This is a genomic window from Microcystis sp. M20BS1, from assembly GCF_020245305.1.
Taxonomy (GTDB): Bacteria; Cyanobacteriota; Cyanobacteriia; order Cyanobacteriales; family Microcystaceae; genus Microcystis; species Microcystis ichthyoblabe_A.
The window spans coordinates 1-21,171 of record NZ_JADBUZ010000136.1; the positions used below are offsets into that span (position 1 = coordinate 1).

Sequence of the window (21,171 nt, forward strand, 5' to 3'; positions counted from 1 at the left end):
TTATAATTAAATTAAAAATGGATTTTAGGTTCGATCCCCCCTGCCCCCCTTGATAAGGGGGGTGCCGATAGGCGGGGGGATCCCCCCTGCCCCCCTTGATAAGGGGGGTGCCGATAGGCGGGGGGATCCCCCCTGCCCCCCTTGATAAGGGGGGTGTCTGACAACTTTTAACGCCTACCTACTTAACAATCCAGATTTGTTCCGCATGGTGGGCTGTAAATCGGGATACCCGATCGAGCTATCAATATTTTACCGCAAGGAAAAAGCGCCGGGGATAAAATTGTACTTTCCTTAACCCGAAGTGATATTTTTTCATCAAAAAAAACTCGATCGCAATTAAGCGATCGAGTCCAGAAAAAACAGACTAATTATTAATAGTCGAAGTCACCACCGCCGGCGGGAGGAGCGGATTTTTCTTTTTCCGGTTTATCCACAACAATACACTCGGTAGTTAAAACCATACCGGCGATAGAAGCGGCATTTTGTAGGGCAGAACGAGTCACTTTAGCAGGGTCAACGATACCCGCCTCAAACATATCGGAGAACTCACCAGTAGCGGCATTATAACCGACATTAAAGGGCTTCTCTTTCACCCGTTCGGCAATAACTGCACCGTTTTGGCCGGCATTTTCAGCGATCCGTTTTAAGGGGGCAGCAATGGCGCGGGAAACGATTAAAGCACCGGTTAATTCTTCATGGTGTAGGGTTTCTTTGGCCCAGGTTTCCAATTGGGGAGCCAGGTGAGCTAAAGTAGTACCACCCCCGGGGACGATACCTTCTTCTACGGCTGCTTTAGTGGCGTTAATTGCGTCTTCTAGGCGCAATTTGCGGTCTTTCATTTCCGTTTCGGTAGCGGCACCGACTTTAATCACTGCCACACCCCCGGCTAATTTAGCCAGACGTTCTTGCAGTTTTTCTTTATCGTAGGAAGAATCGGTTTCCTCGATTTGACGGCGAATTTGCTCACAACGGGTTTTCACTGCCACGTCGTTTCCTTCGGCCACGATGGTGGTGGTATCTTTGGTCATGGTGATACGACGGGCCGTACCTAAGCTGTCAATTTTAGTGGTTTCCAGTTTTAAACCCGCATCTTCGCTGATTACTTGACCACCAGTTAAGACGGCGATATCTTCTAACATCGCTTTTCTGCGATCGCCAAATCCGGGAGCTTTCACCGCAGTGACGTTAAGAACACCGCGCAGACGGTTAACCACTAGGGTTGCCAAAGCTTCTTTTTCGATGTCTTCGGCGATAATTACTAGGGGTTTACCTTGACGGGCCACTTGTTCGAGAATGGGAACCAAATCCTGTACTAAACCGATTTTTTTGTCGGTAATCAGAATAGCGGGATCCTCAAAAACGCATTCCATGCGCTCGGTGTCGGTGACAAAGTAGGGAGAGATATAACCTTTGTCAAAACGCATCCCTTCGGTGATTTCTAGTTCGGTGGTCATCGATTTCCCTTCTTCTAGGGAAATTACGCCTTCTTTACCGACTTTATCCATGGCCGAGGCGATCATTTGACCGACTTCATCATCGTTACCGGCAGAGATAGCGCCCACTTGTGCGATCGCCTTAGAATCTTCTACGGGTTTCGCGTGTTTGGCGATTTGACTGACGAGGAAATCGGCAGCTTTATCGATCCCTTTTTTCAGAGAAATCGGGTTAGCACCGGCGGCGACGTTGCGTAAACCTTCTTTAACGATAGCGTGGGCGAGAACGGTGGCGGTAGTAGTACCATCACCGGCTACATCGTTGGTTTTTGAGGCGGCTTGGCGAATTAAAGCCACACCGGTGTTCTCGATATGGTCTTCCAGTTCGATTTCTTTAGCGATGGTGATGCCATCATTGACGATTTGGGGTGCGCCAAATTTCTTTTCGAGGACGACGTTACGACCTTTGGGGCCAAGGGTGACGGCTACCGCTTCGGCCAGAAGATCCATGCCTTTTTCTAAGGCGCGACGGGCATCTTCGTTGTAGATAATAGATTTAGCCATAATTTCTCGTTATTCGTGCAAAATAGGGGTTTTCAAGGGTAAATGATTAGGAAACGGCGGCAAGAATGTCTTTTTCGGAGAGGAGAACGAATTCTTCGCCACCAAGTTTGATATCGGTTCCGGCATATTTGGAGTAGAGAACTTTGTCACCCACACCTACTTCTACAGGGGTACGGCTACCGTCATCGTTGCGTTTGCCGGGGCCGACGGCCACGACTTCCCCGATTTGGGGTTTTTCTTTAGCGGCGTCGGGAAGGAAAATACCACCGGCGGTTTTTTCTTCGCTGGGACTAACTTTGACGAAAACTCGATCGCCTAGGGGTTTAACAGTTGTTACGTTGATGCTGACTGCAGCCATGGAATATCCTCCGTTTCTTTTGTATTTGGGTAAGTGTCTTTTCCAGATTAGCACTCTTACCTTCCGAGTGCTAATTTACCGAAATACGAGGCCCCCTGACAACGGCTCGATCGGTACGGGTTCCCGAACTATGGTGTTAAGCTAGGGTTTGCGGCAAAAAGTTTGTTGGTGGGGTTAGGAGCCGGTCGTCGGGAGAATTAAGAATGTGCATTAATCGATTAAATGCTTCATTTAGGCATTTTATGCAGTTTTATGTCTATTTTTGTCATTTTTGAACTCTCAAGAATTAATTATGCAAGAACTCTATTATCAAAGCGCAAGTCCCTAAATGTTTACCCAAGCTGCAATCGCCGAACCTCAAGGGCGATCGCTATCTCAACGATCGAAGCCTGTTGTTTACATAAGTAGTCGTGCAAAATTAATTTCCTAGTCGAGACAGGAGACGGGAGACGGGATAAAGCTATTAGGGATCGGATTTGAGTTTTCAGTTCTCTGTTTGCTCACCACCACAGAAGTCTGACGGAGTAGTGGCTTAGATGTGTAATTAATTGTGCTTAGATACATAGTTTTTTACACATAATATAGGGGTTCTCGTACCTGTACGGCACACTTAAAGTTTTGCTGATTAAGCTTTTCAAGATCGAGAATGTACCTTTTGTGAATGGGAAACGCTATAAACTAGACCTACCTTTTCTCTAAGATTAGTAAATATTCGGATTTCATGCCATCAGGATTTTTATTCTTGCGAGATTTGAATAATTGTCTGGTTTTAATTCTATCCTCAAAGACGGTATTAAAAATAAAGCCATTTTCCTGAAAATATTCCCCTAATATTCGCCAAGTTTCTACTTCCACTCCATCCACTTTCGGATTACCGACAAAAATGCAAGCTTTCCCAGCTTGTTTTAATTTTCTGGTGGCATTTTCTAAAGCGTTGATGGTGTGACAAAAATAGGAATCGAGTATTTTATGTAAATTCTCTTTCTCTAAACTCGATCTCACTTGATTTAAGGTTTCGGTTTCGATTAATCTGGTAGCCTGTCGGTAGGGAATTTCTAGCTTAGAGATTTTTTGTACTTCTTTTTCTGTATATCCTAACCAATATAAATCTAGTTTTGCTGTTCTGATATATTCCTGTGCTTGCAGATAGGGGGGTGAACTAATTAAACAATCTAACTCTAGATTTTGCTCGATCTTAAAAGTGGCACTATCTACTCCTCCATAAAAAAGCACTTGATTACAATTATGCCAAGTTACGGTAATATATTGATTGACGCTGGTTAAAGTTTCAAAACTCATATCTTTAATCGTTCGTTTTAATTCCTCTTGCCAATCTCTTTGTAATAGTTCTTGTATATCTGATTTTTTGTATTTCGATTGAAATAATTTTGGTTTCGTATGTTCTGCATAGGAAAACTGTTTACTAACTTTCACTAAAACCGCTTGAATGATCTGGGAATACAAATCAGGTTCTAGACTTTTTTGACCTGCCCAAAGTTTCTGTAAAACTACTAAAATCTCCTCTGGATACCAATAGTTTAAATTTGACCACTGAGGGATAAATTTATCCTTGCTGGCAAAAACTTCTAAGATTTTTTTATCTAACTCTGAGTAACTCAATGGTTCTTGTTGTTCCGTGATCTTAATCGGGATAATATGGTTTAAAAGATAATTCAGGTCAGTTAAAACTGCATTTCTTTGACAAAGTTTAGCCTCTAAACCCACCGTACCTGAACCCGCAAAAGGATCGATAATCCAATCATCCTTTTTACTGTAATTATCAAGGCAAAATCTCACCACTTGGGGAATAAATTTGGCAGGATAATAATAGATGCCATGGGTTAGATAACTGGTGCTGGTGATTTCTGGCACTAAATCTCGAAAAGAAACTAATCGCGGGGTTCCCTGATTAATTTCTTCTAAATTATTAGAATCGAAAAGTTCTAGTTGCATGATTCGGCTATCAATTCTCCCTAGGGTAGGCCAGCCAATTAAAATAAAGATTAAAACCGTAGTCGATCAATATTCTAACTTATCGTCCCCCAACCTAACCGACAACTCAGCTTTTTTGCTTTTTACTTTTTACTTAACGTGATATACTGCCAAAGGAAAAAATGACGTTTTAATTAGTCTGCGTGAATAGCCAATCCTCGACAATTATAGAACAGGTTAGAGTCCTTGACCCCCTGACACAAACCGATCGCATTGCCGATGTCTGGATTGAGGAGGGGGTAATTAAAGCGATCGAATCCCAGCTTCCCCCAAGAGAAAATAGTAACTATATTTCTGGTCAAAACTGTATTTTTGCTCCTGGATTAGTCGATCTCTACAGTCATTCCGGGGAACCTGGCCACGAAGACCGAGAAACCCTCGCATCTTTGCTCAAAGCGGCCACGGCCGGAGGCTGCACCCGGGTGGCAATTCTCCCCAATACTCTCCCCCCTCTCGATCACCCCGCACTCATTAGCACATTACAGGAAAAAAGTCAAGAGTTTTTTGACTCAAAATCGACTCGTCTGCATTTTTGGGCAAGTCTCACCCTAGGAAGACAAGGACAAAAAATGACCGAATTAGCCGATTTAATGCCTGTAGCGGTGGGTTTTACCGATAATCGCGGACTGGAAGATTTGGGACTGTTGCGGCACTTATTGGAATACCTAAAACCCTTCGGTCAAAATATCGCCCTTTCCCCCGTAAATCAGCAATTAAAGGGTAATGGAGTCATGCGCGAGGGAGAAACCTCAATTCGCTTCGGTTTACCCGGAGATCCTGCTATTTCTGAAACCACTGCTTTAGCCACAATTTTAGAAATCGTCGGCGAAATTAATACACCTGTTCACCTAATGCGAATTTCTACCCGTCGAGGAGTGGAATTAATTCGCGAGGCAAAAATGCGGGGATTGCCGATAACCGCTAGTGTGACGTGGTTGCATCTCCTCTTAAATACAGGATCGATCGCCAGCTACCATCCCAGTTTACACCTCGCTCCACCCTTGGGCAACGAAAGCGATCGCAAGGCGTTAATTGCGGCAATTAAGGAGGGAATTATCGACGCAATCGCGATCGATCATCGTCCCTATACCTACGAAGAAAAAACCGTCTCTTTTGCAGAAGCACCCCCCGGCGCGATCGGGTTAGAATTAGCTTTACCGCTACTCTGGGAAAAATTAGTAATAACCGGACAATTATCAGCTTTACAATTATGGCAAGCGCTTAGTCTCAATCCCTGTCATTGTTTACAACAAAAACCGGCATCTCTCAACCCGGGTAATCCCGCGGAAGCAATTCTTTTTCATCCCCAAGCAAGCTGGAAAGTAACGGCAAATAATCTTCACTCCCTCAGTCATAATACTTTCTGGTTAAATCAAACAATTACGGGAAAAGTCTTAGAAATGTGGAATTTTTAAAGGGTGGCCAATTTCTATCTTGAGACTCTCCTAGTTTTTTGGATAATGATCAGCTAGAATTCTAGAGAGAACTAGAGTAATGACATGGAAAAAGAACTGGTATCGGACAAGCGCGGTTATCTGCTTCGCACGGTGGCAGAAGCTAAAGAAATTGTCCTTAATTGGTTGCGGGAAATAAATTTAGTTAATGCGATTAAATTAGGTTTACCAGAAGTGGATGACAGATATCATATTTGGCGAGTTCCTCTATGTAATGACCAGAAAAAAACCGTTGGGGAAGTGGTGATCGATGCCTACACCACCGAAATTTTAGCCGATAGGACAACCCGGACTGAAATTATTATCGCTCGTCTGTTAAAACAGGATGAATCTAAATTAGAAACCCCCAAGAAAACTAAAAAAGAATATAAGCTTTCCTCTCTGAGAAATACCATCGGATTTGGTGATTGTAGCGAACTTTTGGAGGAAATGCCCGCAGAAAGTGTTGATTTAATCTTTACCTCACCACCCTATTTTAATGCTCGTCCAGAATATTCGGAATTTGAAGAATACGAAAGCTATCTATTGAAGCTGCGACAGGTGATCAGAAAATGTCATCGAGTTTTGAGTGAAGGACGTTTTTTTGTCATTAATATTTCTCCCGTGCTATTGCGTCGTGCTTCGCGTAATCAAGCTTCTAAACGTATTGCTGTTCCCTTTGATTTGCATCGAATTTTTATTGAAGAAGGTTACGATTTTATTGATGATATTATTTGGCTAAAACCAGAGGGAGCAGGGTGGGCAACTGGTAGAGGGCGCAGATTTGCCGCCGATCGAAACCCTCTCCAATACAAAACCGTGCCGGTGACTGAATACGTTTTAGTCTATCGTAAACACACAGATTTACTAATCGATTGGCATATTCGCAATCATCCCGATCAAGAAGTAGTAAAAGCCTCAAAAATTGCCGATGGTTATGAACGCACTAATGTTTGGAAGATTAACCCAGTCACTAACTCAAAACATCCCGCCGCTTTTCCCGTAGAATTGGCAGAAAAAGTGATTAATTATTACTCTTTTAAAGGTGATGTGGTTTTAGATCCCTTTGCTGGTTCAGGAACCGTGGGACTAGCGGCCGCTTCTTTAGATAGACGTTTTGTTTTATTCGAGAGTAATTTTAATTATATTGAACTGATACAACAAACAATTCCTAGATGGAAAAATATTAAGTTTTCATCTATTCTATGGCTAAACTGCAAGCCGTCTAAACTACCACCAGAACAAATTGAGATTCAATGGGAGGCTATCGATGACAACAATAGATGATCTATTTCCTGAAAAGGGCAAATTAATCCTAAGTGGTAGCGGTAGGGATTTTATTGAAAAATTGGGTGTGGAAACTGTAAGACAGCTAACCCTAGATATTCTATGTGGGGAGAACATACGCACTCAAACTGAGCAGTTAACAAGTAGACGAGTGGCGATCGCCTCTGGTGCAATGGTTGCCTTATTCGTAAAAGGTTGGCAAGGGGTGGAGAATTTTACTGACCAACTGTCTGATATGGCATTATCTCAACTTAAATCTTCCCGTCGTTCTGATAAAGAATTGATCTGGCCTGCTAATTGGTTAATTGGTTTGACAGGCAAAGGTGTTCAAAATGTATTGCGAGATAATCCAGCGGCACAAGAAAAATATATTCAAGATTTTGAAGCTGCATTGGAAGAAGCATCGCAAAAATGTGAAGAGGATTTTGGATCAATTCCTATGTTTTTAGGACTGATTGAGGATGAAAGTGGGAAGGTTTACAGGAATCTAGAATGGCGAGATATAATAAGGCTAACAACTGCTATTGGCTGTGCAACTCTCACTATCAGAGGTTCTGATAAATCCACATATGGGAAGCTTTTTGAGAGACTCGTACTCGGCTCGGTTTTACATATTCTTGGTTTTCAGTATATTGAGAATCCATCAAGTCCAATTATTGAAAGAGTATTTTGGCTATCTGACAATTCCAATCTTCGTGAATGTGATGGAACTTTAAGATTACGGGCTGGTAAACTAGCTCGCTTCGATATAGGTTTCATTGGTAGAGGAAATTCAGAGATCACAAAAGATAAACTATCTCGCTTTGCTAATGTTGAGCTATATGGAGAAACTACATCTCGGACTTTTATTATTATTGATCGACTGCCTGCTAAGTCAAAAAAGACAGTGGAAGCTGCTAAGAGGGCTGGAAGTGAAATTATACAAATGAGTATGCAATTCTGGCCACAAGAACTGGCTAGAAGTTTAGAATCAAGATTGGATTACAGAGCAGAGATTCTTGATATTGATGAAGAATCTTTATATGATTATCTTTCTCAGAAAATTAGTTCTGCTCCTCTTTTGAGTTTTTTGAATTTTGGTGATACGTTAGAAGAAAATGTTGATGGTTTTCAAGAAACTGAACTAAGCGATAAAGATGAGGATACTTTAGATGGCTAGTATATTTATCTCTCTTTTATTAAACTGGGAAAAAACTTTGATTTCTTCTTGGCTAAAACGACATAATTTTGTAGAAATTTCCTCAACTGACAAGAGACAGATAACTTTATTTATGCACAAGTATATTTTACTATAACTTACACGAAATAATTAGGTTTTTTGACTGTAGTATAATTGAGTTTTTGGCTGATACTGAACTGATGCTAATATGTTTTTTTGACGTTATAATTACGCTTTATTTTTATTTGATCGGTCAACAAGCAAGATAAACCCCATGACAGCCAGTAAAAGTCACGCTTATTTTACTCCCAAAGACTATCTAGAAATAGAGAAAATTAGCCCCATTAAACCAGAATATATGCGAGGGCAAATCTTGGCAATGGCTGGGACAAGTAAAGCCCATGTTATCATCACAGGTAATCTTTCAGCCCAATTAATTAGGGCTTGCTGAAAAAGTTTTTCGTGGGGGTAGGGTGTGGGGTGTGGGGTGTGGGGTTTTACCTATTTTCAGGGCGTTCGGCGAAGCTCAGTCGAGCCGTGGTCAATTACCTAATTTTCAGAAAAAAAGTACCTGAATTTTCCCCCCAATCACTCCAAAGGTCGGCACTTTTTGAGGGAAAAAAAGTCTAAAAGCGTTATCCAACAAGGTTTTTAGATTTATTCAGCAAACCCTAATTAACCGTAACCTTTCAGGGGGGAACAGAAGCGCTGTATTGGCTAAAAAAAGAAAAAGCTACCACCATCAAAGCGCAAGTCCCTAACCAGTTATTGGACATTCCACCAACCGAAAGCTGGCCCGACAAAGCGAATAACCACCCAAACCCCGGCTAAAACTCCTATACCAATCCAGGCACCCCTAGTGGTTAACTTGTAAGCTTGGGCTGCTTGACTTTTGGTAATTGGTAGCCAAGGCAGGATATTTTCTTCCTGTCCATACTTATCACCCAGGGCCGATTGACGACGTTTTGATTCACCCATACTAATGTCAGTTATTAAGAGGTTTTTCTCTGATTGTATATCGAAAGACAACAGGCCACACCCAATCCTAGTCCATCAAGGAGGGCGATCGAAACTAACGGCCGATGACCGACTATTATAGAATTAAAGGTTGCGACTGAAACGAGAATAATAATTATGGCAACCATTAACAGTAATTACTTAAAACTAAAAGCGGGTTATCTTTTCCCGGAAATTGCCCGACGAGTCCAAGCTTTTGCGGCAGCCAATCCCGATGCTAATATTATCCGTCTGGGGATTGGGGATGTCACCGAACCTTTGCCCCTAGCTTGTCGCGAGGCCATGATCAAAGCAGTGGAGGAAATGGGCGATCGCTCTAGCTTTAAGGGTTACGGGCCTGAACAGGGTTATGCTTGGTTAAGGGAGAAAATCGCCGTCCATGATTTTCAGGCTCGCGGTTGTGAGATAAGTGCCGATGAAATCTTTATTTCCGACGGTTCTAAGTGCGATACGGGCAATATTCTCGATATTTTTGGGGATAATAACTCGATCGCCGTGACCGACCCAGTATATCCCGTTTACGTCGATACTAACGTTATGGCCGGACACACGGGAGAGGTCAACGAACGCGGCGAATACGAGGGCTTGATTTATCTGCCAATTACCGCCGAAAATAACTTTACTGCCCAGATTCCGACGGAAAAAGTCGATTTAATCTATCTCTGTTTTCCCAACAATCCCACCGGGGCCACAGCTACCAAAGAACACTTGACAGCTTGGGTTAATTATGCTAGGGCCAACGGATCGATTATCTTTTTTGATGCAGCCTACGAGGCCTTTATCACCGATGCCAGTTTACCCCATTCCATCTACGAAATCGAGGGAGCGCGGCAATGTGCGATCGAATTTCGCTCTTTTTCTAAAAATGCCGGTTTTACCGGGACCCGTTGCGCTTTAACCGTGGTTCCCCAAAGTCTGATGGCCAAAGCGGCCGACGGCAGCGATGTGCAACTCTGGAAACTGTGGAATCGTCGGCAATCGACCAAATTTAACGGCGTTTCCTACATTGTCCAACGGGGGGCTGAGGCGGTTTATTCCTCGGAAGGACAAGCACAAGTACAAGAACTTGTCAAGTTTTATTTACAAAATGCAACAATTATCCGAGAAAAATTAACTGCTGCCGGTTTAGAAGTCCATGGTGGCGTAAATGCGCCCTACGTTTGGGTAAAAACGCCCCAGGGTCTATCAAGTTGGGATTTCTTCGATAAACTGCTACATACCTGTAATGTGGTGGGGACTCCCGGATCTGGCTTTGGGGCTGCCGGAGAGGGTTATTTCCGGCTATCGGCTTTTAATAGTCGTGCCAATGTCGAGGCCGCTATGGAAAGAATTATCGATAAATTTCAAGGCTAATCCTCAAGAGAGGGATGTTTGCGGAAGCATCCCCCAACAACCCCATCGGGAATTGATAGACTGGTAACTGCTCACCGACAACGGCTCACCGATGCGACCCTTTTGGCTAGAATCCTTACAGGTAGAAAGATTAACGATCGCAATTGCTGGCCTACCGGCACATCTGCAAGGGATCAAGTTGGTGCAGTGGTCAGATCTGCACTGCGATGAAGAGCATTTGCCTGAAGCTGTCCTGCAAGAAGCGATCGCCATTACTAATCAGGAAAAACCCGATCTCATCTTCCTGACGGGGGACTTTATTACCGATAGTCCCCAGCCAATTTTTGCCCTAGTCGAGAGCATAAAAGCTCTCAAAAGTCAAGGGGGTATTTATGCTTGTTTAGGAAATCATGACAGTTATCTTCCGCAAGCAAGGGAAACGGTCAGATCAGCCTTAACTAGCGTGGGAATTCGGGTACTCTGGAATGAAATCGTCACACCCTACGGCGAAAATTTTCCCATCGTCGGATTGGCCGATTATTGGTCTGGGGAATTTTTACCGCAAATCCTCGAGCAAATTTCCCCCGATATACCCAGACTCGTCCTTTCCCACAATCCCGATACAGCTATGATTTTAAAGGATTGGCGCGTGGATTTGCAGTTATCCGGTCATACCCACGGAGGTCAAGTGACTATACCGGGTATCGGTTCCCTACCGATAATTTTAGAGGAACTTAGGCGATCACTACCCGAACCCTATCGTCCATGGGTTCCCCTTTATCGGGAGTTTAGCAAAGTAGTCCGATACTGGCAATGGTCCGAGGGATTTCATCGAGTCGGGGACAATCAATTATATGTGAATCGAGGCTTAGGAACCTATTTCCCCGGTCGTCTTTTTTGTCCCCCCGAAGTGACAGTAATCACTTTGGTCAACAGGAGTCAGTCTTGAATCAGTTATCAGTTATCAGTTATCAGATTTAAGTTTTAAGTTTTAAGTTTTAAGTTTTAAGTGTGCAGCATTAAATCAGCTGTTGACTATCTAAATTACTCGTTAAGACTGCACCGGAGTTGGGAGTAGGGAGAGGAAGTTCGAGCATTTGTACTAAAATTTCCCCTACGCAGTTTAAATTCAGTACAGCTTAGAAGCTTACTACTGTCTTTTCACTGATTACTGTTTACTGATAACTGAAAAAACACTTATGACAGAAAATAGAGATAACTTCAACGAAACTTATAATGCACTAATTGAGCGCATTGTCAATCTAACTTTAGAAGGAAAAATTAGAGCTAAATCACAGGTTTATAACCTTTTGTCCGAGGGAGTAAAAAATGGCACAGGAGAAATTTTTGAGCGTTGTTTAACTGAAAAAATTATCATTACTCGCTCACAGTTAGAAACAAAAATTAAAGCGACTAGGGTTTTGCGGGCCCTGGAAACGATCGAAAGTGAATGGGAAAAATATCAAAAAACCAATCAGCAAAATTCTCTCACTGCAGCGGCGATCGATAGTCTGGTGAAAATCGATCGAGAGGATCGTTTACTAACTTTAGTGAATTTAATTGATCCCAATCAAAGTAATGCTTTAACCCTAGAACAATTACAACAGTTAGCCAAGCATTTACAGGCAGTTTCTCAGCAGCGGGGAGAAGCGGATTTATGGCAAATTGCCACGGGGATTAATCTGGGGTTAAATACTTGGTCAAATTTATCGAATGATCTCACCAGTTGGCTCTACGAACAAAATCGCAATCTTGGTTTTACTAATGATAATGAGCGAGTGACTCCCTGGCAAATTTGGGCAAGTAAAGTTAATCCCTCTTGGTTAAAACGAGTCTTAGAAAGTTTAGCTAATCAACAAGCTTTTGATTCTCTCACCCAGGATTTAACTTTAACCGATTGGGTAGAAACTGCCATTGTTTTTCAATATATCCAAAGGGGACTAATTAACTTTTTTGATCAGCGTATCTATAGCGAAAAACTGGGAGCAAAATTATCCATTTCTACCTTTCTCACCTTTGCTTTAATTTGGTCGCTGTTAACCAATAGTTTCGAGCAAGTTAGTAAAAATTCTCTCTATAGTCGCGGCTGTTTTCAGATGGCTTTACAAATTCTGAGAACCTTTGCTCAACGGGATTATTTTCCTTTATACGGAGGAATTTTCGCCTCCTTTTCTGGCAGTTATCTCAAGGAGGCCTTAGATTATTTATCAATTCCTCTGCGTTATGTGGAAGGTACGGGAGAAAAGGCGAGAATTTTAACTTTAATTGCCTATTCTAATCGCATTCGCGGCGACTATCTACAGGCTAGAGAATGTCATCAACAAGCTTTAGAAATTGCTCGTCAACAACAGGATTATGCTTGTGAAATAGCTAATTTAAACCATTTATCCCGTCTCAATGCTATCCAAAAAAACTATACAGAAGCGATTAATTTAAGTCAGAGAGCCTTAATTTTAAGTCGTCAACAGGGTAATAGTTTAGGACAGGCTAACGCTTTAGCTAATTTGGGTTATAGTCAGGTACAGGAAGCGCAACAGTTAGAGAGATATGATCCCGAAATTTATCAAACTTCGATCGAGTATTTAAAACAGGGATTAAAGTTAGCGGAAAGTCTCCAAGATTGGCAGAGTAAATCCCTTTGTTGTAGCAGTTTAGGTTTAGCATATCTTGTCCTCGAAAGAACCCAAGATGCGATTAATATTCTCCTACAAGGATTGGAATCGGCCAAATACTACGGAGATGTATATCTGCAAGGTTTATTACTAACTTATTTAGGGGAAGCTTACTATCAAGACAAGAATTTTCAACAGGCAATTTATATGGGTTCTCTAGGAATGTACTGGCTACACGAAATCGGTGCAGTGGAATGGCGACAAGCTGCTAGTCTATTAACGGTTATTCGCGGCAAAAATATCGCAGCTTTTGAACAGACTTTCAGTCAGGAACGTTCCTCCCTGATTAAATCTATTGGACTGGAAGGCTACCAATATATCTCAGAAATCCTCAGCAAATATCAACAGGGTAATTAGTGAATACACAGCATAACCTATTAATTAATCTCTCGGTACTTTTTCCCCAACCCACGGGAATCAGTACCTACATTCTTAACCTCTTACCCTACCTGAAAAATTTAGAACCAACTCTACTAACAGCTAATAGTTATCCCGACTTTAACTGTTATTCTATCCCCAAAGGTCTCGGCCCTGATCGAGGAGCGAAAGGTCATTTAAAACGCTTACTCTGGACTCAGTGGCAGTTACCGTCAATTTACCGACAATTAAAGGCGAATTTACTCTTTTCTCCCCTTCCAGAAGCGCCGATAAATTCTCCCTGTCGCTTTGTCGTCATGGTCCACGATTTAATTCCCCTACGGTTTCCCAGTTTTACTTCCCCCTTAACTCACTATTTCCGTTATTATGTGCCGCAGGTATTACAACAGGCAAAACATATTATCTGTAACTCTCAGGCAACGGCCAAAGATATCACTGAATATTATCAAATTCCCGCCGATAAAATTACTTCAATTCCCCTAGCCTACGATCATCATCACTTTCGTCCTATGGAAGATAATAAGCCAGAACATCCCTATTTTCTCTATCTCGGTCGTCCCAATCCCTATAAAAATTTACCGCGTTTAATCGCCGCTTTTGCCCAACTGCCCCCAGATTTAACAGATTATCATCTTTGGATTGCCGGCAGCTTCGATCGCCGTTATACCCCGAATTTACAACAACAAGCGCGGGAATTAGCAGTCAGCGATCGCATTAAATTTCTCGACTATATCCCCTACGATCACCTACCCAAAGTTATCAGTCAAGCCACTGCTTTAGTCTTCCCTAGTCTCTGGGAAGGCTTCGGATTGCCCGTTTTAGAGGCTATGGCCTGCGGTACACCCGTCATTACCTCAAATTTGTCATCTTTGCCCGAAGTCACGGCAACAGCGGCAATTTTAATCGATCCCTATCGAGTCGAGTGCATAGCCGATGCCCTGAAAATTATCGCTCAAGATCGACAATTACAGTCAAAATTAAGTTATCTAGGCAAAAAACGAGCTAATGAGTTTAGTTGGCAAAAAACCGGTCTAGCTACAGCCGCAATCTTAAATCAATATCTAGGGTATGCTTAGGGACTTGCGTGGGAATAATATCCCAATCGATCGGAGGGCGCAAGCTTTGCGCCCCTACAGTAACGGATTTTGTCCACAATGTAGGGGCGAACTGCGTTCGCCCAAAAGGTACATTATCAAAGCGCAAGTCCCTAACCTGATCGGTCATCGTCGGAAAAAGAAAAATAATTTGACAGATCGGCAGCATTTGCTGTAGGATGGATGATCGTGACCTAAATTGGAGAGATGGCCGAGCGGTTGAAGGCGCAGCACTGGAAATGCTGTTTAGGGGTAACTTTAACGAGGGTTCGAATCCCTCTCTCTCCGTCCCCAAAGCACCTCCTAGATATGAGGTGCTTTTTATAGCAGTTAGAGTATAGGAGTCAGGAGATTACTCTTATTGATTATCTTTTCCCCATTACCCACTCTCCTATACTTTTTAAACAGGATTTAGTCTAATTCCTCGTCGGTAAACCATCTTTACACTTAGCTAACCACTCCAATAAACTATCTAACTGCTGTGGTGGTTTTACCGTTCCTAAACCCCTAACCGTCACCTGTTTGGGACTATAAACAAAGCGTGATTGTATATGTTGGGGTAGGTGTTCTTGTAATAATTTCCACGCTGGTTCCTCCATAGGAGTTTCTAGGATAATATGCTGTTTTCCATCGGGTTTAATTCGCGAAAAACCGAGGGATTTAGCCAGATGTTTTAACTCGATTACCTTAAATAATTGTGCCACTGGGGAAGGAATTGCCCCGTATCTATCCACTAAATCGGCGGCAATTTGTCCTAAATTTTTCTGAGAATTAGCAGTAGCGATCGCCCGATAGACATCCATTTTCTGCTCTGGATCGGATATATAATCGTTAGGAATAAATGCCGTCAATTTCAGATCGATTTGGGTATCCTCCACTTGAGGAATTTCTTGACCTTGAATTTCCCGCAAAGCTTCCTGTAACATTTCCATATATAGATCAAAACCAATCGCTTCCATTTGTCCCGATTGTTCCGCACCCAATAAGTTACCAGCGCCGCGAATTTCCAGATCTCTAGTCGCTAATTGATACCCCGATCCTAACTGGGTAAATTCTTGAATTGCCTTTAATCTTTCCCGAGCAGTTTCTGTTAGTTCTCCCTTAGCTGGATAAAGTAACCAAGCGTGCGCTTGTACTCCCGATCGCCCCACCCGTCCCCGCAGTTGATAGAGTTGCGCTAAACCGAATTTTTGGGCATCTTCAATGATAATTGTGTTAACTCTGGGAATATCTAACCCCGACTCCACAATAGTCGTACAGACTAAGATATCCGCTTCCCCATTATTAAATGCTAACATGGTGGTCTCTAATTCGGACTCATCCATACGACCGTGACCAATGGAAATTCTAGCACCCGGAATCATCCCTTGAATTGCTGCCGCTTTTTCTTCAATTCCCTCGATTCTGGGTACTACATAAAAAATCTGTCCCCCCCGATCCAATTCATTGCGAATTGCCGTTCTAATCACATCAGAATTATAACTAGAAAGGTGGGTTTGGATGGGACGACGAGAGGGGGGAGGTGTGGTAATTAAACTCATTTCTCGCACCCCAGAAAGGGACATATAAAGAGTCCGGGGAATCGGTGTCGCACTCAAGGTTAACACATCAATATTACTTTTAAAAGCCTTAATTTTTTCCTTTTGATTGACACCAAAACGCTGTTCTTCATCGATCACCAATAATCCTAAATCTTTAAACTCCACCGCTTTACTTAATAACAACTGCGTCCCCACCACTATATCCAATTCCCCCGTTTTCAAGCGCTGGACGATATCTTTTTTCTCGGAATTGGTGCGAAAACGATTTAATAAACCCACATTAATAGGATAGGGAGCAAAACGTTCTTTCAGGGTGTGATAATGTTGTTGGGTTAAAATCGTTGTTGGTGCTAATAAAGCCACCTGTTTATGACCCGTGGTGACAGCTTTAAAAATAGCACGAATCGCCACTTCTGTCTTACCAAAACCCACATCCCCACAGACTAAGCGATCCATCGGGCGATCGCTTTCTAAATCCCGTTTCACATCCTGTATCGCTTTCAGTTGATCAGCAGTGGGTTGGTAGGGAAAAGAATCCTCTAACTCCCGCTGCCAGGGATTATCCATCGGATAGGCAAAACCCGATTTTTGGGCGCGTTGGGCGTAAATATTGATTAAATCAACCGCTAACTTCTTAACCGACTTCCTGACGCGAGCTTTCGTCGCTTCCCACGCTTTGCCAGAGATTTTATGTAATTCAGGCTCTTGATTACCTGTATGACGATAACGGGAGAGATTATCAACAGAATCGGCAGGAACCCGCAATAATCCATCAGCATACTTAATAACTAGATAATCTCGACCTTGCACTACTCCGCTAATTGTGCTTTCCTGCTTTTCTAGTTTGATAAACTGTCCGATGCCATGGTGTTTATGTACTACAAAATCGAGGGGACGGAGTTTATTCACATCCACCTGTACCGAGGCTGCTTGCCGACGTTTGCGGACGTAACCAGCAGTATTTAAAAGATGTTGTCCGAAGAACTCTCGATCAGTAACGACGACTATGCGATAGGTGGGTAGGATAAAACCTTCTAATTCAGCTAATCCTGAGTATTTTAGGGCTGTAGCGGTGTTTTGAATGATTAAGCGCTCGATCGCCCCAAAATCGAGGGGATTGGGGATAAATTGGGCCGGGCAGTCGTGTTCCTGTAATAACGAGACTGTACGGGAGGGTTGGGCAGATATTAACCATGTAGCGTACTTATTTACTTTAATACCGCTATAAATCTCTCTTTTTCCCCGTAAAATTTCCGCTAGTTTGGCGAATTGCCCCGGATTGGTGGGAATCGGACGACTGGAGAGATTAAGACTATTTTCGGAGAGGTGATCGTCTATTTCTGAGAGGTAGAGATGGGGAAATTTAACCGATATTTGCAGAGATTCGCCAAAAGAACGGTGAATTTGCGGTAAAGCTGGTTCTATCTCTTGCCAGCGTTCCCCAATATATTCTATCCAGCGATCGCTTCTAGCTTGACAGCTTTCCAGTTCATCAAAGGCAATAAGAGTATTTTCGGGGAGATAATCCAATAAAGAGGCAGGTTGACGGAAGGACAAGCCTAAAAATCGCTCAATTCCCTCTGGATAAATGCCATTAGCCAATTTTTCTCGCTCTTCAGCCTCCAAATAATCGGCCACTGTGGGGGGAAGAGAAGGGGCAATGATCGCTGCGAAGCTAGTGGGAGTAAGAAGCAGATTGGGGATAGAATCGAGGGATCTTTGGGTGGCAGGGTCAAATTCTCGCAATTTTTCCAATTCATCGCCGAAAAATTCTAACCTGACCGGTAATTCGGCCGAAACTGGGAAAATATCAACGATATCGCCGCGACGACTCCATTGCCCTTCGGTTTCTACCAGTGAAACCCGTTCATATCCTAATCTAGCTAGGGTTAGATCGAGGTTTTTGGCTTCTATAACCCTTCCTACCGCAAAATTATCGCTATACTGCTCGAAAACCTCTCTAGGGGGTAAATGGGGCTGCAGGGCCTTTTCGGTGGTAACGATCGCAATTCCGGCCTCTTGATGACTGATTAGAGCTTGTCCTGAGCTACGTCGAAGGGCCGATAATACCTGCATCTGTCCCCAAATCATCTCGGATTCCCGATTAAATCTCTCGTAGGGGCAAGCTTCCGAGGTGGGATAAAAGAAAACACCTTTCCACGTCATCGCTTCTAATTGTGCCGCCCAACGTGCCGCTTCCTCCAGATTGGCACAAATAATTAAAAGATTTTTTCCTTGACAACGGGCGAAAGCTGTGCTGATTAATCCTTTCGGTAAGCGGGCAAGGCCAGTTAGGGTTAAATTGCCGTTTTTCTCCAGTTTTTGGATAAGTTCGGCAGTTAATGGCGATTTTTCAATGTTGCGGATAACGGAGGCAAAAGTCATTTTTTAGTGATCGGCACTCGGTTTTTGGTTAGGGTTTGCGGCAAAAAGTTTTTCGTGGGGGTAGGGTGTGGGGTGTAGGGTTTTACCGATTTTGAGGGGGTCAATTACCTAATTTTCAGGGAAAAAGTCCCTGAATTTTCCCCCCGATCACTCCCATGTCCGGTACTTTTTGATTTCCCAAAAAGTCTAAAAGTCTTACCCAACACGGTTTTTAGATTTATTCAGCAAGCTCTAGTTAAGCTCTCCTGAATTTATACTGCCTATTGGGAGTTCTAGTACAAATGCTCAGGCTTCCTCTCCCAACTCCGGCACTCCGGTGCAGTCTTAACGAGTATCAGTTTCCAGTTTACCCACTACTTTTTGAGGTTAATTTTTTTGGGCTTTATTTGACTTGACCAGAGGGGGGTCGCAGGCGCACGGATTTTCCATTATCTATATAATATCATGTCAAGCGTTAGTTAGCAAGAGAAAATTTTTAATTGGGAGCGAAAGATCGAAGGACGAAAAACCAGTACATCTATACCGAAATATTTTCAGAATGATAACGATTCTCACCGACTGTGATAAGATCAGAATCATAATCAGACTCAGTTAATCCGATGGGTAAAAAATTCCAGTTAACAGCGATCGCTTTAACCCTGACTATAGCCAGCTTAACAGCTTGTAGTAGTCCCTCGGTCAAGGAGGAGGAAGCAAAGACACCCTTACAGGTGACAGTGAGTATCGTACCGCAGGAATATTTTGTCAAACGTATCGGCGGTGATAGAGTCAGTGTTAATGCCATGATTCAACCCGGGACAGATCCCCACACCTATGAACCAAAACCCGAACAATTAAAAACCACAGCCCGATCGCAAGCCTATTTTAAAATTGGTGTATTCTTAGAAGATGCCTGGAAAGATCGCTTAAAGAGTGTTAACCAACAGATGTTAATCGTCGATACCAGTCAAGGGGTAGATAAAATCCCTTTGACAGCAGAACATAATCACGATCATGATCACGATCATGATCACAGCAAGGAAGAAAAACATCAGGCTGGAAAAAACACCCTAGATCCCCATATTTGGTTATCACCAAAACGAGTCAAAGCACAAGCAAAGACTATTTATCAAACCTTAGCACAACTCGATCCGGGTCAGGAAGCTATCTATCGGGCTAACTTTGAGAAATTCAGTCAGGAATTAGACGCATTAGATCAAGAAATTCGGCAAAACTTGGCAGGGGTCAAAAACCAAAAATTTATGGTGTTTCATCCCGAATGGGGCTATTTTGCCCAAGATTACGGTTTAGAGATGATTGCGATCGAAATCGAAGGCAATGAACCCAGTGCTGCCCAGTTAAGTCAACTAATCAAACAGGCAAAAAAAGAGAATATTAAAGTTATTTTTACTCAACCAGAATTTAGTCAGAAAAGTGCCGAAACTATTGCTAGGGAAATTGGGGGACAGGTAATCCCTATCAGTGCCTTTGCTCAAAATTGGAGTGAAAACCTGCGACAAGTTTCCCAAAAAATGGCCACAGTTTTAAATCAGTAATTGCTTGTATATGTCAACGATCATTACCATTAATAATCTCTGGGCCGGCTACGAACAGGAACCCATCCTCGAAGATATTAATTTAACCATTGAAGAATTAGATTTCCTGGGAATTATCGGTCCGAATGGAGGGGGAAAAACTACCCTGCTTAAGGTTTTACTGGGATTAATTAAACCTTGGCGGGGAGAAGTCAGTATTTTGGGGCAAAGTGTCCAAAAAGGTCGGGAATTAGTCGGTTATGTGCCGCAGTTTGTCGAATGCGATCGCTCATTTCCCATCACTGTGGGTGAGGTGGTGAAAATGGGGAGATTGAGCAGCAAAAAACTCTGGCAAGGCTATAGTAAAAAAGATGAGGTAAGGGTAGATAAAGCTTTAGATAGTGTGGGAATGTTAGGGTTGAAAAAAAGGTCGATTGCTGAACTTTCGGGGGGACAGCGCCAACGGGTTTATATCGCTCGCGCTTTAGCGGTAGAACCCCGTCTCTTGATTTTAGATGAACCCACTGCTAGTGTCGATCCCCAAATGCGTGCTAGTATTTTTTCCCTGTTGCAAGAATTGAATGAGTGGATGACCATTTTAATTATTTCCCATGATCTGGGAACCCTATCTACCTATGTTAAATCGATCGGTTGTCTCAATCGTCGTCTCTATTATCACGGCCAAAAATCTCTCACTACCGCTATGCTAGAACAAGTGTATTGTTAAAAGTTTTCTCCCTTTCTACTGTCAAAACCCTTGACAAATCCCCGCACTTGACATATACTCGTATATATAATGGGAATCCGTGCCTGCCTGCGAACCCTCTTTTTTTAGGTTAGATAAGCGTCAAGAAAATAAAAATCTAATACTTGACCAGCGCTAAAGAGGATAGGTTATGACAACTAAAGACTTATACGAACAAGACTATCCTGCTTGGTTAGAAGAAACGGCCAAACAACTGCGACAAAGACAGACAGATGTATTGGATTGGGGAACCAACAGAGACAAAAA

Annotated in this window: 16 protein-coding genes and 1 tRNA gene; 12 read left to right on the plus strand and 5 right to left on the minus strand. The window is 42.8% G+C overall.

The features are described from left to right. Positions 1–371: 371 nt before the first annotated feature. The 3 genes from groL to IM507_RS13930 all read right to left on the minus strand — a co-directional run bounded on the left by groL (position 372) and on the right by IM507_RS13930 (position 4,308). Positions 372–1,997, minus strand: a complete 1,626-nt coding sequence (groL, locus tag IM507_RS13920) for a chaperonin GroEL (RefSeq protein WP_108935277.1) — start codon at positions 1,995–1,997, stop codon at positions 372–374. A gap of 46 nt (positions 1,998–2,043) precedes the next feature. After that, a complete protein-coding gene (gene groES, locus IM507_RS13925; RefSeq protein WP_002737272.1) occupies positions 2,044–2,355 on the minus strand; it encodes a co-chaperone GroES in 312 nt (103 codons plus the stop codon). Positions 2,356–3,039: 684 nt separating this feature from the next. After that, entirely contained in the window at positions 3,040–4,308 is a 1,269-nt protein-coding gene (locus IM507_RS13930) for a DNA methyltransferase (RefSeq protein ID WP_123231151.1), read from the minus strand. Between the two features lie 182 nt (positions 4,309–4,490). On the opposite strand from IM507_RS13930, the gene IM507_RS13935 reads away from it, so the two are divergent. The 4 genes from IM507_RS13935 to IM507_RS13950 all read left to right on the plus strand — a co-directional run bounded on the left by IM507_RS13935 (position 4,491) and on the right by IM507_RS13950 (position 8,677). Next, positions 4,491–5,762, plus strand: coding sequence for a dihydroorotase (locus IM507_RS13935; RefSeq protein ID WP_069474025.1), 1,272 nt, complete (start codon positions 4,491–4,493; stop codon positions 5,760–5,762). Between the two features lie 84 nt (positions 5,763–5,846). Beyond that, positions 5,847–7,067 carry a DNA-methyltransferase gene (locus IM507_RS13940; RefSeq protein ID WP_242028729.1) on the plus strand — a complete coding sequence of 407 codons (1,221 nt, stop codon included), beginning with the start codon at positions 5,847–5,849 and terminating at the stop codon, positions 7,065–7,067. Continuing rightward, positions 7,051–8,226 carry a CfrBI family restriction endonuclease gene (locus IM507_RS13945; RefSeq protein ID WP_069474026.1) on the plus strand — a complete coding sequence of 392 codons (1,176 nt, stop codon included), beginning with the start codon at positions 7,051–7,053 and terminating at the stop codon, positions 8,224–8,226. The genes IM507_RS13940 and IM507_RS13945 overlap by 17 nt, the downstream gene beginning before the upstream one ends. Before the next feature lie 274 nt (positions 8,227–8,500). Continuing rightward, positions 8,501–8,677 (plus strand): PDDEXK family nuclease, encoded by a 177-nt coding sequence (locus IM507_RS13950; RefSeq protein WP_002735115.1) that lies wholly within the window; start codon positions 8,501–8,503, stop codon positions 8,675–8,677. A 314-nt stretch (positions 8,678–8,991) separates the two neighbouring features. On the opposite strand, the gene IM507_RS13960 is transcribed toward IM507_RS13950, so the two are convergent. Beyond that, the gene (locus IM507_RS13960; RefSeq protein WP_002737353.1) at positions 8,992–9,204 is read right to left on the minus strand and encodes a DUF2839 domain-containing protein; all 213 of its coding nucleotides are present in this window, start codon (positions 9,202–9,204) and stop codon (positions 8,992–8,994) included. Positions 9,205–9,360: 156 nt separating this feature from the next. On the opposite strand from IM507_RS13960, the gene IM507_RS13965 reads away from it, so the two are divergent. From IM507_RS13965 to IM507_RS13985, 5 genes are all read left to right on the plus strand, one after another. After that, on the plus strand, positions 9,361–10,596 hold the full coding sequence (locus tag IM507_RS13965) for an LL-diaminopimelate aminotransferase (RefSeq protein WP_002735932.1): 1,236 nt from the start codon (positions 9,361–9,363) through the stop codon (positions 10,594–10,596). 91 nt (positions 10,597–10,687) lie between these two features. Further along, a complete protein-coding gene (locus tag IM507_RS13970; RefSeq protein ID WP_069474027.1) occupies positions 10,688–11,524 on the plus strand; it encodes a metallophosphoesterase in 837 nt (278 codons plus the stop codon). A gap of 250 nt (positions 11,525–11,774) precedes the next feature. Next, positions 11,775–13,604: a tetratricopeptide repeat protein gene (locus IM507_RS13975; protein ID WP_287637220.1), complete on the plus strand. Its 1,830-nt coding sequence runs from the start codon at positions 11,775–11,777 to the stop codon at positions 13,602–13,604. Next, positions 13,604–14,701, plus strand: coding sequence for a glycosyltransferase family 4 protein (locus IM507_RS13980; RefSeq protein ID WP_002736723.1), 1,098 nt, complete (start codon positions 13,604–13,606; stop codon positions 14,699–14,701). The genes IM507_RS13975 and IM507_RS13980 overlap by 1 nt, the downstream gene beginning before the upstream one ends. 219 nt (positions 14,702–14,920) lie before the next feature. Continuing rightward, positions 14,921–15,007, plus strand: a tRNA-Ser gene (locus tag IM507_RS13985). A gap of 128 nt (positions 15,008–15,135) precedes the next feature. Here IM507_RS13985 and mfd read toward each other — a convergent pair. After that, positions 15,136–18,645, minus strand: a complete 3,510-nt coding sequence (gene mfd, locus IM507_RS13990) for a transcription-repair coupling factor (protein WP_287637221.1) — start codon at positions 18,643–18,645, stop codon at positions 15,136–15,138. 599 nt (positions 18,646–19,244) lie between these two features. Between mfd and IM507_RS13995 the strand changes: the two genes are divergently transcribed. From IM507_RS13995 to IM507_RS14005, 3 genes are all read left to right on the plus strand, one after another. Beyond that, entirely contained in the window at positions 19,245–20,180 is a 936-nt protein-coding gene (locus IM507_RS13995) for a metal ABC transporter solute-binding protein, Zn/Mn family (protein ID WP_287637222.1), read from the plus strand. A 10-nt stretch (positions 20,181–20,190) separates the two neighbouring features. Further along, complete coding sequence (locus tag IM507_RS14000; protein WP_123231154.1) at positions 20,191–20,886, plus strand: metal ABC transporter ATP-binding protein; 696 nt, start codon at positions 20,191–20,193, stop codon at positions 20,884–20,886. Between the two features lie 169 nt (positions 20,887–21,055). Beyond that, on the plus strand, positions 21,056–21,171 hold a 116-nt coding region (locus IM507_RS14005), incomplete at its 3' end, for a DUF29 family protein (RefSeq protein ID WP_287637223.1).

Excerpts from the sequence above, each read along its gene's own strand:
- groL (WP_108935277.1), bottom strand. The coding sequence starts at position 1,997 with ATGGCTAAATCTATTATCTACAACGAAGATGCCCGTCGCGCCTTAGAA.
- groES (WP_002737272.1), bottom strand. The coding sequence starts at position 2,355 with ATGGCTGCAGTCAGCATCAACGTAACAACTGTTAAACCCCTAGGCGAT.
- IM507_RS13930 (WP_123231151.1), bottom strand. The coding sequence starts at position 4,308 with ATGCAACTAGAACTTTTCGATTCTAATAATTTAGAAGAAATTAATCAG.
- IM507_RS13940 (WP_242028729.1), top strand. The coding sequence starts at position 5,847 with ATGGAAAAAGAACTGGTATCGGACAAGCGCGGTTATCTGCTTCGCACG.
- IM507_RS13945 (WP_069474026.1), top strand. The coding sequence starts at position 7,051 with ATGACAACAATAGATGATCTATTTCCTGAAAAGGGCAAATTAATCCTA.
- IM507_RS13950 (WP_002735115.1), top strand. The coding sequence starts at position 8,501 with ATGACAGCCAGTAAAAGTCACGCTTATTTTACTCCCAAAGACTATCTA.
- IM507_RS13960 (WP_002737353.1), bottom strand. The coding sequence starts at position 9,204 with ATGGGTGAATCAAAACGTCGTCAATCGGCCCTGGGTGATAAGTATGGA.
- IM507_RS13965 (WP_002735932.1), top strand. The coding sequence starts at position 9,361 with ATGGCAACCATTAACAGTAATTACTTAAAACTAAAAGCGGGTTATCTT.
- IM507_RS13970 (WP_069474027.1), top strand. The coding sequence starts at position 10,688 with ATGCGACCCTTTTGGCTAGAATCCTTACAGGTAGAAAGATTAACGATC.
- IM507_RS13975 (WP_287637220.1), top strand. The coding sequence starts at position 11,775 with ATGACAGAAAATAGAGATAACTTCAACGAAACTTATAATGCACTAATT.
- mfd (WP_287637221.1), bottom strand. The coding sequence starts at position 18,645 with ATGACTTTTGCCTCCGTTATCCGCAACATTGAAAAATCGCCATTAACT.
- IM507_RS13995 (WP_287637222.1), top strand. The coding sequence starts at position 19,245 with ATGGGTAAAAAATTCCAGTTAACAGCGATCGCTTTAACCCTGACTATA.
- IM507_RS14000 (WP_123231154.1), top strand. The coding sequence starts at position 20,191 with ATGTCAACGATCATTACCATTAATAATCTCTGGGCCGGCTACGAACAG.